9 protein-coding genes are annotated in these 14,016 nt (G+C 56.9%); 5 read left to right on the forward strand and 4 right to left on the reverse strand.

Annotation, left to right across the window (positions count from 1 at the left end):
* Positions 1 to 151: 151 nt before the first annotated feature.
* A complete protein-coding gene (locus ATI45_RS13510) occupies positions 152 to 2,161 on the reverse strand; it encodes a TonB-dependent receptor domain-containing protein (protein WP_179888063.1) in 2,010 nt (669 codons plus the stop codon).
* A gap of 247 nt (positions 2,162 to 2,408) precedes the next feature.
* On the opposite strand from ATI45_RS13510, the gene gdhA reads away from it, so the two are divergent.
* From gdhA to ATI45_RS13535, 5 genes are all read left to right on the forward strand, one after another.
* Positions 2,409 to 3,758, forward strand: a complete 1,350-nt coding sequence (gdhA, locus tag ATI45_RS13515) for an NADP-specific glutamate dehydrogenase (RefSeq protein WP_098419965.1) — start codon at positions 2,409 to 2,411, stop codon at positions 3,756 to 3,758.
* A gap of 9 nt (positions 3,759 to 3,767) precedes the next feature.
* On the forward strand, positions 3,768 to 6,365 hold the full coding sequence (locus ATI45_RS13520) for a PEP/pyruvate-binding domain-containing protein (protein ID WP_098419967.1): 2,598 nt from the start codon (positions 3,768 to 3,770) through the stop codon (positions 6,363 to 6,365).
* Between the two features lie 30 nt (positions 6,366 to 6,395).
* Positions 6,396 to 7,673, forward strand: a complete 1,278-nt coding sequence (locus ATI45_RS13525; protein ID WP_098419968.1) for a sensor histidine kinase — start codon at positions 6,396 to 6,398, stop codon at positions 7,671 to 7,673.
* A 22-nt stretch (positions 7,674 to 7,695) separates the two neighbouring features.
* On the forward strand, positions 7,696 to 8,229 hold the full coding sequence (locus ATI45_RS13530; RefSeq protein WP_098419970.1) for a response regulator transcription factor: 534 nt from the start codon (positions 7,696 to 7,698) through the stop codon (positions 8,227 to 8,229).
* Positions 8,230 to 8,320: 91 nt separating this feature from the next.
* Positions 8,321 to 10,465 carry a putative bifunctional diguanylate cyclase/phosphodiesterase gene (locus tag ATI45_RS13535; protein ID WP_098419971.1) on the forward strand — a complete coding sequence of 715 codons (2,145 nt, stop codon included), beginning with the start codon at positions 8,321 to 8,323 and terminating at the stop codon, positions 10,463 to 10,465.
* 45 nt (positions 10,466 to 10,510) lie between these two features.
* Here the strand turns inward: ATI45_RS13535 and ATI45_RS13540 are convergent, their stop codons facing one another.
* The 3 genes from ATI45_RS13540 to ATI45_RS13550 form a co-directional block, all read right to left on the reverse strand.
* Entirely contained in the window at positions 10,511 to 11,170 is a 660-nt protein-coding gene (locus ATI45_RS13540; RefSeq protein ID WP_098419972.1) for an energy-coupling factor ABC transporter permease, read from the reverse strand.
* Positions 11,171 to 11,231: 61 nt separating this feature from the next.
* Positions 11,232 to 12,959, reverse strand: a complete 1,728-nt coding sequence (locus tag ATI45_RS13545) for a SulP family inorganic anion transporter (protein ID WP_098421753.1) — start codon at positions 12,957 to 12,959, stop codon at positions 11,232 to 11,234.
* Positions 12,960 to 12,966: 7 nt separating this feature from the next.
* Entirely contained in the window at positions 12,967 to 13,839 is an 873-nt protein-coding gene (locus ATI45_RS13550) for an MBL fold metallo-hydrolase (RefSeq protein ID WP_098419973.1), read from the reverse strand.
* Positions 13,840 to 14,016: the final 177 nt, after the last annotated feature.

Consider the following 14,016-nt stretch of genomic DNA (forward strand, 5'->3'; position numbering starts at 1 on the left):
TGGCTATGGCCAACAAAAGCATAGCCCATGGCGCCAGCAACAACGGCACACGGCCGGCCATAAAAAACCCCGCGCACGGCGTTTCGCACCGGCACAGGGCAAAAATGGTCATCCACCGGCTATTAAGGCGGACAACCCCCAATTTTATGCACTACCAGCGTGCCGTTAACGCTGCCCGAACAGTACGCCCTGGTTCATTGACGCGAACCGCTTCCGGATTGAACGGGTCGCTGTTACGGCGGCTTACGTGGGGCGCCCAGGTGTTGTCAAACAGGTTGTCCAGCGCCCAGTTCAGGGTGAGGTAGCCGGTTAGTGGATGGCTGCCAGACAGATTGAATACGCCGTAACCGGGTGAGGTTCCAGCGGCGTCCAGGCCAGACTCCTCATCAATGCGGTCCTGGCGGCGAGCCAGCTGCCACTGGGCTTCAATGCTGTGACCGCGCTGTTGCCAGCTCAAGGTCTGGATAAATTGCAGCGGCGGAATTTGCGGCAGGGCTTTGTTGTCGTCGCGATTTTCACCGCGCACGACAGCCAACGCGCTGTTGCTGCTCCAGGTGCTGTCGCTCCAGCCCAAGTTGGCTTCCACGCCCAACAGGCGGGCGTCGATGTTTTTATAACGGGTATCTTTCGGCGTGGCTAGGTAACGCAGCACAAAATCGTCGACCTGATCAGCCCATACCACCGGCTTCCAATTCCACTGACCGCTCTGGCCACTGAGTTCCAGCTCCAGCTTATGATGCTTCTCGGTGTCCAGCTGCGGATTACCTATCCAACTGTCAGCCATCGTACTGCGAGCAATATAGCGCTCGGTCACACCCGGGCTGCGCACGCTGCGGCTGGCCGTCAGTGTCAGCGCCTGTTGCTGCGGCAAGCGCCATTCGGCACTGGCAAAGCCGCTGACGTTGTCGTCATTCGCTTTTACAGAATTTGCGCCGTACTCGCTTTGATACAACGCGGCCGGAGTGAGTCCCATGCCGCCGACTTGATCAGCTTTGGTGGCGTCCATTTCCACGCGGTCGTAGCGCAACCCAGCACCCACTTTGGCCGCCGAACCCAGGCGCATAAATGCTTCCGCGAACACACCAGCCCGCTCTCGCTCCACACCTGGCCACATCAAAGAAGCCGTCATCGGCATAGCGCCGTTCACATTCAGCAGAGTGGCGTCCCAATCGTTAGTTTCCACGTCTACCCCGGCGGCCCAGTCAACAAGGCTGGTAGGACTCTGGTCCAAAATGAAACGCAAACCCCGAGTTTGGGTGGTGGAATCTGTCTGCATTTTTTTCTTATCTGCGGGCAGCTGCCGCAGGCTGAAGTTATCCATGATGTGATCCACGTCGGCCTGCCAGGCCAGCAGTGACCATTCGCCCTTGGCCAAGGGCGCACCCAGTTCCAGGCGATACAGATCGGTATCAGTTTGCGGCGCGTCCATACCCGCACCGGCGTACTTCACATCGCTTTCTTCCTGGCGGCTGACCATACTTTTAATGTAAAGGCCGTTCTGTGCTGTCCAGGCCCCGTCAACTCGGCCTTCAGCATTTTCGTAGGCGCTGCGCACCTTGTTACCGCTGCCGTCTTCGTAATCATTGGCCTCGTCATAACCGCCAGACAGCCTCAGCCAGGCGTCGTCACTGCCTACCGCAGCCGCCGCGTTGGCCAGTTTGCCGTTACCGTTATCGGCGCCCCCCAGGGTGACCTGGCCGGTGGTTGCACGGCCATTAAATGTCGGATCGGCTGTGGTGGCAACGATTTGCCCACCCGCTACCGGCCCCCAGCGCAATGTCTGGTTATTGGTGCGCACCTGTAAGCTTGGCGCCAACGCCGAACTGAGGCGGCTGGTGGGCGGGTCCATACGGTTTGGGCAGGCGCCTTCCACACGAATACCGTCTAGTAGCACATCCACCCGCTCCCGGCCTTGGCCACGTATAATCGGCTCTAGCCCTCGGCCACCCATACGCGACAGAGAAACAGCCGGGTTACTGGTTAAACGCTGTATCGGTTCACTGGCCATGCTGGCCGAACCAACGGCAGCGCGTTGGCCTTCAGTTACCTGAATTAACAGCTGTTCGGTTTCATCTGCCTGTTGGCTATGGGCTTGCAGCGGTAGCAGAGTCAAGCCGCTCAATGTGCACGCAACCAGCCTGCCTAGTGGTTTTTTTCGCATTTTTGTTCCCATCCATCGGCGCATGTTCAAAATTTAATGCCAATGTTACCCAGCTAGCCGCCAGCCCGCCTGTGGCACGTTGCCGCAGCCCAAAGGAGGTACCTCTTGCGCGCGTGCTAAGCATATATCTGAGAGAAACTCCATACGTATTTTCTTGCCATAACCCGTCGAATATGGTGGAATCGGTCCCCCCTTTTTTACATGTCCTTTGAAATTCACACCATTCAGGCCTTCTAAGGAGGTACTTATGAGCGCACGACTGGACGAAAAACTGGAACCCATTTTCCAGGATGTTTTGCACCGCAACCCGGGCGAAACCGAATACCACCAGGCCGTTCACGAAGTTTTGGAAACTCTGGGCCCGGTACTGGTGAAATACCCGGAATTCGCCGACAAAAAAATTATCCAGCGTATTTGCGAGCCGGAACGCCAGATTATTTTCCGTGTTCCCTGGCAAGACGACAGCGGCGAGATTCACATCAACCGCGCCTTTCGCGTTGAGTTCAACAGTGCTCTGGGCCCCTACAAAGGCGGCATGCGTTTTCATCCGTCGGTCTATCTGGGCATCATCAAGTTTTTGGGTTTCGAGCAGATTTTCAAAAACGCTTTGACCGGTCTGCCCATCGGCGGCGGCAAAGGCGGCTCGGATTTTGATCCGAAAGGCCGTTCTGATGACGAAGTCATGCGTTTCTGCCAAAGCCTGATGACCGAACTGTTCCGCCATATTGGCGAATACACAGACGTGCCCGCAGGCGACATTGGTGTTGGCGGCCGCGAGATTGGTTATTTGTTTGGCCAGTACAAGCGCATCACCAACCGTTATGAATCTGGTGTACTGACTGGCAAAGGCGTGGGCTGGGGCGGCAGTCTCGCACGCACCGAAGCCACTGGTTACGGTACCGTATTCTTTACCCAGCAAATGTTGAAAGCCCGTGGCGATTCCATGGACGGCAAGCGTGTGGTTGTGTCGGGTTCCGGCAATGTGGCCATTTACGCGATTGCCAAGGCTCACGAGCTTGGCGCTAAAGTAGTGGCCTGCTCTGACTCCGCCGGTATGATCGTGCACGAAGCTGGCATTAATCTGGACACACTGAAACGTTTGAAAGAAGTGGAACGTCGACGTATCAAGGGTTATGTGGAATCCCATCCAGACGCCAAATATATCGAAAACGGCAACATCTGGACCGTGCCCTGCGATATTGCCTTGCCTTGCGCCACCCAAAACGAGCTCCACGGCAGCGATGCTAAGACGTTGGTGGAAAATGGCTGTATTGCTGTCGCCGAAGGCGCCAATATGCCGACTACACCTGAAGGCGTTCAGATATTCCAGGATGCCGGCTTGATGTACGGCCCGGGTAAAGCCGCTAACGCCGGCGGAGTTGCCACCTCCGGGCTGGAGATGCAGCAGAACGCCAGCCGCGATTCATGGACCTTTGATTATACCCAGAAGCGCCTGGAAGAAATCATGATCGAAATACACAAGAGCTGCTACGAGACCTCGGTAGAGTTTGGCGCGGAAGGCAACTACGTGCTGGGCGCCAACACCACCGGTTTCATCCGGGTGGCTAAGGCAATGAACGCCATGGGCGTGATATAACCCGTTGATATGATCAACCAACCTGCTGGCACTTCAGCCTTAACCGACCGGGTTTCAACCGGCCTTGACGGTTTGGATGAAGTGCTGGACAGCCTGCGCATTGGCGATAATGTGGTCTGGCGCGTCAGCGACCTGGCCGATTATCGCCGCTTCGTTACCCCGTTTATTGAATCGGCTACGGCCGCCGGCCGCCAGGTTATTTATCTGCGATTCGGTCAGCACTCCCCTTTGGTTGCCGACAACCCTGCTGTTAACACCATTGTTATTGACGCTCTGGGCGGATTTGAAGCCTTTACCAGCGCCGTATGGCAGCTTATTGAAACCCACGGCCGCGGCGCCTTCTATATCTGTGACTGCCTCAGCGATCTGCTCCACGCCTGGGCCACAGACGCCATGGTGGGCAACTTTTTCCGTGTGGTGTGCCCGCTTCTATTCCAGTTGGACACCGTGGCCTGGTTCGCGCTGCACCCCCAGCGCCACTCCCGCGCTACCCTGGACAAAATCCGCCGCACCACCCAGGTGATGATTGATGTGTATCGCCACGGCGATAACGTGCAAATTCATCCGGTGAAAGCCTGGCGGCGACAGTCACCTACCATGTTCTTGCCCCATCGCGAGCACGGCGGCCGCTTTACGCCGGTGACCGACAGCAGTGATGCTACCCGCTTGCAGGCTAGTCTGGAGCAGAGCCGAAGCAGCACCCGACAGCCGTTGCTGGATCACTGGGACCGGTTGTTCCAGCAAGCGGGCGAAGCCCTGGCGCAAAACGATAGTGCAGCCATCGCCCGCTACCACGATCTGATTTTGCCGCTGTTGATCAGTCGCGAAGAGCGCATGCTGGCACTGGCACACAGCTACCTGAAATTAGCGGATGTGCTCAATATTCGCCGCCGCATGGTAGGTACCGGCTTTATTGGCGGCAAGGCCACCGGCATGCTGATCGCCCGGGCAATACTGCAAAAAGACGCACCCGCCCTGGGCAATCATTGCCTGGAACCCCACGACTCCAGCTACCTGGCAACAGATGCTTACTATGGCTTTCTGGTGCATAACGGCTTATGGCCGGCGATCATGCGTCAACGCTCCGCTGCCGGCTATCTGACGGAAGCTGAGGCCCTGCGCGACGGCATTCTGGCCGGCGAATTTCCACCAGAGACTCTTAGCGAGCTGGAGCGTCTGCTGGACCACTATGGCCAATACCCGATTCTGGTGCGCTCCAGCAGTCTACAAGAAGACAGCTTTGGCAACGCTTTTGCGGGTAAATACGAGAGCGTGTTTGTGGTCAATCAGGGGCCGCCAGAAGACCGGCTTGCGGCGCTCGAAAATGCTATTCGCACCGTGTACGCGTCGTCTATGAGCCATGACGCCCTGGTGTACCGTCAGCAACGCGGGCTCGACCAACTGGAAGAACCCATGGCGCTGTTGATCCAACGGGTCAACGGCCGTTTTCATGGCCAATACTATCTGCCCGATGCCGCTGCTGTTGGCGTGTCACGCAACACCTTCGCCTGGGACTCAGACATGGACCCGAAAGCCGGCATGGTGCGGCTGGTGATGGGGCTGGGCACCCGCGCCGTTGACCGTATTGAAGGCGACCATGCCTGCGTTATGGCGTTGGACTACCCCACCCGCCAGCCGTTTCGTAACCCCGGTGAAAATTACCGCTTTTCCCAGCACCTGGTCGACGTGCTGGACCTGCACAGCGGTGAACTGGTTACCCGCCCATTAAGCATGCTGACCGAACAAATAGCCGATTTGCCCATGGCCCACCTGGCGGAGGTAGACCGTGAAGCCAGCGAGCGAGCGCGGGAACTGAAATTGGCGGAACCGGTATGGCGATTGACATTCCGGCCACTGGTTCGTAACAGCGGCTTTGTGCCGCGTTTGACCAAATTGCTTAAAACTCTGGAAAACGCCTACCAGCACCCGGTTGACGTGGAGTTTACCCTGCATCTGAACAACCACGGCGAACCCGCCATCAACCTGGTGCAATGCCGCCCCCTGGCCACGCTGGGCGACACCGGAGCGGTTACCATTCCAGAAAACCTGGACCGTAAGCACACTTTGTTCCGTACCCAGGGGCATTTTATGGGCGGCAACATCAAACTGCCCATTCATCGCATTATTCGGGTGGATGCAGCGCGTTACTCGGTGCTGACGATCAGCCAGCGCCACGATCTGGCGCGCCTGGTCGGCACCCTGGTAAGGGATACGCCCGAAAACCAGAAAGTGATGCTGATTGGCCCGGGCCGTTGGGGTACCAGTAGCCCCGAACTGGGCGTACCGGTGCGTTTCGCCGATATCGCACGGGTTGCTGTACTGGTGGAAGTGGCGGAAATGTCCGGTGACATGGTGCCGGACCTGTCTTACGGTTCGCACTTTTTCCAGGATCTGGTGGAAACCGGCATTGCCTACGTCGCACTGTTCCCCCAAGACAACCAATGCAGCTACCAGCCCGACTGGCTTGACAGCAACACCCAGCCTTTGAGCGTCCCGGCCGAAGCGTCCTTATCGGGATGTCTGCGGTGGTATGATAGCGCCAGCACGCCACTGAAACTGGCGGGTGACCTGCTCAGTCAGGTTCTGGTGTGTTACCGCCAGGAATAAATCAACGCGCTAACGGGCAACCAACACCCTATGGAATGGCTGACACTCTCCCAAACCGGCTTTCAAGGTGCCGCCCGCTATTTATTGGGCATGCGCCTGGCCATAGTAACCATCATGTTACTGGCCATTGCGGTCACCGATGCTTTTATAACCTTGAGCCACCGCGCCCAGGCCCTTTTGGTGTGCCTGGCCTATGGCGTACTGGCCACCCTGGCCTGGCTCTGGTTCACCCGGCGCCCGCCACAATCCATGCTGCCGGTCACCATGACACTAGGGCTCGATCTGTTGTTAATAGGCTGCTGGCTTTATAACACCGGGGGCTACACCAACCCACTGGTGTCATTGCTATTGTTGCCGCTGGCCATCGCCCTGGTATTGGTGCCTTTGAATCACGCCATTGGCCTGGCCATAGGCAGCGTAGTGATATATTCCCTGCTTATGCTATGGCACCAGCCCATCAGCTCCGGCGCCGTCTCCGGCATGACCCACGACCACGGTGCAAACCTGGCCCAGCTGCATTTAGTAGGCATGTGGGTCACGTTTGTGCTGACGGCGGTTATTCTGGTGCTGGCGGTCGGCACCCTGGCGCACCAGCTGCGGCGCCAGCAACTGCGACTATCCCAAAGCCGGGAAACCCGCCTGCGGGATGAACAGATTATTTCGCTGGGGCTGTCGTCCGCCGCTATCGCCCACCGCCTGGGTACACCGATGAACACGCTGACACTGCTGGTAGAGGAGCTTAAAACCCTGCCACCCGCCGCTGACATCAGTGCCGACCTGGAACTGATGTCATCGCAGCTGGCGCTCTGTGGCCAGCATTTGCAGCAGCTATCTGCATCCGCCATGCAGGCCAAGCTGTCGCAGCTGGAAACTCTGAGCCTGGAGCAGTGGCTACAACGCCTGCAGGAGTCCACAACCTTGCTCTGGCCAGAGGCAAACATACACTGGCAACGACCTTTTCCGGCGCTTAACGTGCAGGTAGATGCCACTCTGGACCAGGCCGTGCTGAACCTGCTGGCCAATGCCATTACTGCCAGCCCGCAGTGGGTTGCCGTCAGCGCGCAAGCCCCCAACGCAAACTGCATAGAAGTCATTGTGGAAGATCAGGGTGACGGCTTGGCATCGGCGCTGCTGGATTCACCCGGCGCCAGCATCGTAAATTCCGAAACCGGTATGGGCGTTGGGTTGTTTTTGTCGAACGCCACCATCGGCCGCCTTGGTGGCAAGCTAAAGGCGCGCCCAAACGGCACCGATGGACGCGGCACCACCATGATCATTGAGTTGCCGGCCGCGGAGTATTCTTTATGAGCAATCGGATGAGTAAACCGTCATGAGCAGCCAGCCACTGTGGTTATTGATCGACGACGACGAAGCGTTTTTACAGATTCTGCAGCGCTCGCTGTTACGCCAGAATATCAAAGCCACAACCGCACAAACGGCCCAGCAAGCAATCGCAGCGCTCGCCGACCACCACTTCAGTCACTGCGTTCTAGACCTTAACCTGGCTGGCGAAAGTGGGTTGCAGTTGCTGCCCGAACTGCTAGGCTACGCACCAGACTTGGCGGTCTTGGTGTTAACCGGTTACGCCAGTATTGCAACCTCGGTTGAGGCGATGCGCCGTGGCGCAGTGAATTATATGTGCAAACCGGTAACCGTGAACCAGCTGATTGCCGGTTTTGAATTCTTGAACAAAGCGCCGGAGGTACGGTCGGAACCGCCTTCGGTGGAGGAAATGGAGCGCGAACACATACAGCGCGTTCTGGACGAGCACGACGGCAACATATCCGCCACATCAAGAGCGTTGCACATGCATCGCCGGACACTTCAGCGCAAGTTGCAGAAGCACTCCCATTGGCGCAACTGAGCGTAAGCTTTGCGTTTATCACCACGCTTCGCAATCGTTTTTCCAAAAAATATATGATGCAACCAACTGCAAAAGGTAACCCTGTCAGGCTATGAAATATCCGCAATTCCCGAATCTGAGCGACAACTCACAACATCTTTCTGGCATCGCTCTGGTTGCGGCATTGAGCCAGAACACAGCCTTGTTGCTGGATGAAAACGCCCGAATCGTGTGGGCAAACACCGCATTTGAAAAAATAGCCGGGCGCTCCCTGGCCAGCGTAAAAGGCGCCCGCCCTGCGGAATTTCTGTACGGGCCAGGCACCGACATCAACAGCATACGGTTTATCCGGCGGCGCATGCTGCAGCGCACGCAGTTCGATATTGACCTGCAAGTCTATAACAGCGACAAACACCCGTTCTGGGTTCATTGCCAGTGCATTCCAGTGGGCGAGATCGAAGGCGTTACACCCGGCTTTATCATTATTCAGAGTGACATCTCCGCCACCAAGGCAGCCCAGCGTAGCCTGCGCATTGCCGACAGCATGTTCGAACAAAGCCGCGAAGGCATTCTGATCACCGATGAAAACAACGTCATTCTGGACGCCAACCCGGCGTTTTCACAGATTACCGGTTACTACCACGACGAAGTGATTGGCCAAAATCCGCGCATATTGAGTTCGGGCCGCCAATCTGCAGATTACTACCAGACTCTGTGGAATGCTCTGCTTACCCGCGGTTATTGGCGAGGCGAAGTGTGGAACCGGCGCAAAAACGGAGAAGAATATCTGGAATTTCTGTCAATCCAAAGGGTAAAACTAAGCGACGGTAACGGTTACTATCACATCGCATCCTTCTCTGACATTACCGCCCTGAAAAATCACGCCAAAGATCTGGAACGCGCCACCCATTACGATACCCTGACCGGCTTGCCCAACCGCCAGCTGGCCAGTCAGCGGCTTGAAGCAGCCTGCCTGCACGCCGCCATGCAGCAGCGACAGCTGTGGATAGTGTCTATGGATCTGGACGGCTTCAAAGCCATCAACCACCAGCACGGCGCTAATATTGGCGATCGCGCTCTGCGCATTCTGTCAGAAAGACTGGCCTCACAACTTCCGCCCGGCGACATTGTGGCGCGCGTGGGTGGCGACGAGTTTCTGCTGGTTATTCAGCGGCCACGCGATGAAAACAGCTGCCAGTACCTGCTGGACATTGTGCGCGAATCGATGATCATCAATGGCGACACCCTGAAGCTGTCAGCAAGCTTGGGCGTTACCCGCTATCCCGAAGACAACACCGACGCGGAAGGCCTGATTCGTCACGCCGATCAAGCCATGTACCTGGCCAAAGAAAAAGGTCGCAATCTGATTCACCAATTCGATCCACTGCTGAACGAGCACCTGCAAAAGCGCCGTGACCAGCTTACGGATATTTCCCGCGGCCTGGCCCAGAATGAACTCGAGCTGTTTTATCAGCCGCAAATCCGGCTAAATGATAACGCGTTAATCGGCCTGGAGGCGCTGATCCGCTGGCACCACCCCGAGCGAGGTCTACTATTACCCGGCGCATTTTTACCCGATGTTGAAAACAGTCATCTGGACGTACCCCTGGGCAAATGGGTCATCCACCGGGCACTGGAGACTCTGCAAGGCTGGCGCAAACAGGGGTTTGACGATATCGGCGTGAGTATTAACGTGAGCGCTACTTTTCTTAGCGACTGGCGTTTTCTTGAATTTATCGCAGCGGAGTTGGGTCGGTTTCCCGATCTACCAGCGCACCTGATTACCTTGGAAGTGCTGGAATCTTCGGCTTTGGACGACATCCATCAGGTGCGCCAGATGCTGGATTGTTGTCGTGAACTGGGTTTGACACTGGCGTTAGACGATTTTGGTACCGGATTCTCATCGCTAACCTACATGCGAACCCTACCGGTCAATATGATTAAAATTGACCGCAGTTTTGTCAGCGGCATGCTGGACAACCCGAACGACAAAGCGATTGTAGAAAGCATTCTGTTTCTGTGCCAACGTTTTGACCTCAACGTGCTGGCGGAAGGCGTGGAAACACCGGAACAGGCAGATATGCTAAAAACGTTAGGCTGCGACGGCATTCAGGGTTTCGGCGTGGCACGGCCCATGGCCAGCGATACAGTATTGCCATGGGTGCAGCGCTGGCAACAATGGCAACAATGGCAACAATGGCAACAAAAGAATCAGTCCCTGACCACACACATAGCGGCCATTAACACCGCACGGTAGCAGCCTGACCACCCTTGCATTGATCTCTGGCAAAAAAGCCGCGGCTCAACGGTAACGGCGCTGGTCCAGAGTGGTCAGGCGGTCTGGGTGAAACACCATCATCCCGGTCACAAATGCACCATTGGCAAAGCCCTCCGGAATCATGAACAGGGGAAGATAGCTAAGGTATTCGTACACCAGCTCGGCAAAGGTGTACACGCCGCTGGTCCATAACATCAGACACATCACCACGCCGGCCACCGCCACCGCAATGGCCGAACCAAAAAATCCGCAGACAAAAATATAGGCAAAGAAATTGTTAAAGTCGCGGTGGCGCTCCCACAGCATGATGGCGTAACTGACCAGCGCAGGCACCATCACGGTTATCAGGCCATTGGCCGCAAACATGATCAGCGGTTCACGGCCGGTAATCACCGTAATCGCCAGTGCCAGCAAGCCGGCCAATACGGCCAGCCCCCAGCCCAACATCAGCGTAACAAGGGTGACGCCAAAGACGTGAATGGACAGCCCCGGTGAAATACCTGCGCGCAACTGCCACAAAAACCCAAGCGCCACGGCAGCGCCAAAAAAGGTGTGTTGCAACGAGGTGTCTTGCCGTAGTTTATGCCAGTCAACACTGCGCACAGCCGCCAGCAGAATAACGGCGAACAGTAAGGCCGTAATCACCCATTGGGTGGTGGAAAGCAGGTTTTCGGTCATACCCATATGTCTGGCCCGTCTGCGTCGTCAGCAGCGACCGGATACCCGCCGTGCTGATCTTTATCGGCTATGAATCATCGTTTTTGGCGCCAGTTACCAGCGCTTTCCAGCCCTCATGGGCGCTCAAAAAGACGCCCCCGCTCAAGTGCTGACAAAACTCCGTGCGTTTGAGCCGGTCCATCACCGGCCCTTTCACATCTGACATGTGCAGCCGCACGCCGGCATCTCTCAGGCGCTCATTAATCGCCTCCAGGCTTTCAAGCGCCGACGCGTCCACCAGATTCACTGCCGGACACACCAGCACCAAATCCGTCAGCTGTGGTTCGCGGTTCACAATGTCTAGCACCGTTTCTTCCAAGAATCGGGCGTTGGCAAAATACAGGCTCTCGTCCACCCGTAAAAATGTCACCGTCGGGCATACGTCTACTTTATGGCGCAGCACATTCCGAAAATGCTCGCTGCCTGGCACACGCCCAACCACGGCACAGTGGGGCCGACTGGTACGATACAGAAACAGCCCCAGAGACAAGGCCACCCCCGCAATAATGCCGGCTTCTACGCTGTGCCCCAGAGTCAGCACAATGGTAGCCAGCATGGCACCGAAATCCGTTCGCGAATAGCGGAAAGTGCGCCGCAGTGCCGGAATATCAATCAGTGTAGCCACCGCCACTATAATCGTCGCTGCCAGCGTGGCCTGGGGCAACCAGGCAATAGCCGGGGTCAGGAACAGGGTGGCCACCGCAATACCCACCGCCGTATAAATGCCGGCTGCCGGCGTTTCGGCACCGGCGTCAAAATTCACCACCGAACGGGAAAACCCGCCGGTTACCGGCATGCCACCAGAGATGCCAGAACCCAGATTGGCGGCGCCCAGGCCGATCAGTTCCTGGTCGGGGTCAATCCGTTGGCGACGTTTGGCCGCCAGTGTCTGGCCCACTGACACCGATTCCACAAACCCGACCACGCTGATCAGCAAAGCGCTGACCGCTAACTGCTGCCAAAGCGCCCAGTCGGCCTGTGGCCAGGTTAACTGTGGCAGCCCGGAAGGAACATGCCCCACCAGCTTTACTCCCTGGAGCTGCAACTGCCAGAACCAGGCCGCCAGGGTGGTCAACACGACCGCCAGAATGGGCGCCGTTTTTGTGGCTACATCGGCCAGCCGCGGCGCCACTCCCAACGCCAGTAAGCCAGGTTTAAGGCGAGTGCGGGCCAACACCAAAAACACCAGAGTACTCACACCCACCGCCAACGTGACCGGATTGATATCACTCGCCGATGCCCAGAGCGAGCGGCCTATGTCGAACAGATTATGACCTGACCCGGTTATGCCGAATACGTGCTTGAGCTGGCTCGCCGCGATCACAATGCCGGAAGCCGTGATAAAACCCGAAATCACCGGGTGGCTAAGAAAGTTGGCCAGAAAACCCAGGCGCAACACGCCCATCAAAACCAGCATCAACCCCGACATCAGCGCCAGCACGACGGCGCCCATTATGTACTCTGCGCTACCGGCCTGAGCCAAAGGCGCAAGCGCCGCCGCGGTCATCAGCGACGCCACGGCGACCGGCCCCACCGACAGGGTGCGGCTGGTGCCGAAAAGCGCGTATATCACCAGCGGCAATATGCTGGCGTATAAGCCGATATGAGCGGGCAAACCTGCCAACAAAGCGTAAGCCAATGACTGCGGTATCAGCATTACCGTCACAATCAGCGCGGCCACCAGATCGCTACCTGCCTGCTGGCGATTGTACTGTTTGCTCCATTGTAATACGGGCAGGTAACGGGATAGGTTCATCAGCAACTCAGAACAGGTTTAGAGGGATTTTCAAATAGGCCTGACCGTTTTCTTCCGCTGGCGGCAATTCGCCGGCGCGCATGTTGATCTGCACCGACGGCAGAATCAGCCGTGGCATATCCAGGGTGGCGTCACGTTCGTTGCGCATGGTTGCGAAATCCTCTTCGCCGATTCCGTTATGCACGTGAATGTTGTGCTCGCGCTGCTCCACAACGGAGGTTTCATGGGCGTAGCTCTCTCGGCCGGGCGCTTTGTAATCATGGCACAGGAACAGACGGGTGGTGTCTGGCAAGGCCAGAACCCGGCGGATTGAGCGATACAATACACGGGCATCGCCACCGGGAAAATCGCAGCGAGCGGTGCCGTAGTCCGGCATGAACAGCGTATCTCCCACAAACGCCGCATTGCCAATAACATAGGTCAGGCAGGCGGGCGTATGGCCGGGCGTATGCATAACCTGAGCCTGCAACTCACCAATAGCGAAGCTGTCGTTGTCTTTAAACAGCCTGTCGAACTGACTGCCGTCGCGGGCGAATTCCGATCCGGCGTTAAACGCCTTGCCGAAAATCTCCTGCACCTCGCAAATATGTGCGCCAATGCCGGTTTGCCCGCCCAACTGCGCGTGCAGATAAGGTGCCGCCGACAAGTGGTCTGCGTGCACGTGGGTTTCCAGAATCCACGCCACCTGCAAATTGTGCTCGCGCACATAGGCAATAATAGCGTCTGCACTGGCCGTGCTGGTGCTGCCCGCGGCGTAATCAAAATCCAGCACCGAATCAATGATGGCGCAGGCATTGGACGCAGGGTCTTGCACCACATAGCTGAAAGTATTGGTGGGCTCGTCAAAAAAATGCTGAACGGTTGGCTTGGTCGTGGTCATCACTAAACTCCTTTCGAATTCGCAAACATCGAACCTGTGAATAGGCTCTAAGCATATACTAAGATGGAATATATAATGAAGTGCTGTTTTCTTCTAAGCAGCCGAGCTGACAGAAGAATGTTGCTGCACTGATTTTGGGGCTGATGAAAACCGATTGTCTGCCTTTCCTTTTTTCAT

Source organism: Marinobacter sp. LV10MA510-1 (assembly GCF_002563885.1).
In the GTDB taxonomy this organism is placed as follows: domain Bacteria; phylum Pseudomonadota; class Gammaproteobacteria; order Pseudomonadales; family Oleiphilaceae; genus Marinobacter.

Excerpts from the sequence above, each read along its gene's own strand:
- ATI45_RS13510 (WP_179888063.1), bottom strand. The coding sequence starts at position 2,161 with ATGCGAAAAAAACCACTAGGCAGGCTGGTTGCGTGCACATTGAGCGGC.
- gdhA (WP_098419965.1), top strand. The coding sequence starts at position 2,409 with ATGAGCGCACGACTGGACGAAAAACTGGAACCCATTTTCCAGGATGTT.
- ATI45_RS13520 (WP_098419967.1), top strand. The coding sequence starts at position 3,768 with ATGATCAACCAACCTGCTGGCACTTCAGCCTTAACCGACCGGGTTTCA.
- ATI45_RS13525 (WP_098419968.1), top strand. The coding sequence starts at position 6,396 with ATGGAATGGCTGACACTCTCCCAAACCGGCTTTCAAGGTGCCGCCCGC.
- ATI45_RS13530 (WP_098419970.1), top strand. The coding sequence starts at position 7,696 with ATGAGCAGCCAGCCACTGTGGTTATTGATCGACGACGACGAAGCGTTT.
- ATI45_RS13535 (WP_098419971.1), top strand. The coding sequence starts at position 8,321 with ATGAAATATCCGCAATTCCCGAATCTGAGCGACAACTCACAACATCTT.
- ATI45_RS13540 (WP_098419972.1), bottom strand. The coding sequence starts at position 11,170 with ATGGGTATGACCGAAAACCTGCTTTCCACCACCCAATGGGTGATTACG.
- ATI45_RS13545 (WP_098421753.1), bottom strand. The coding sequence starts at position 12,959 with ATGAACCTATCCCGTTACCTGCCCGTATTACAATGGAGCAAACAGTAC.
- ATI45_RS13550 (WP_098419973.1), bottom strand. The coding sequence starts at position 13,839 with ATGACCACGACCAAGCCAACCGTTCAGCATTTTTTTGACGAGCCCACC.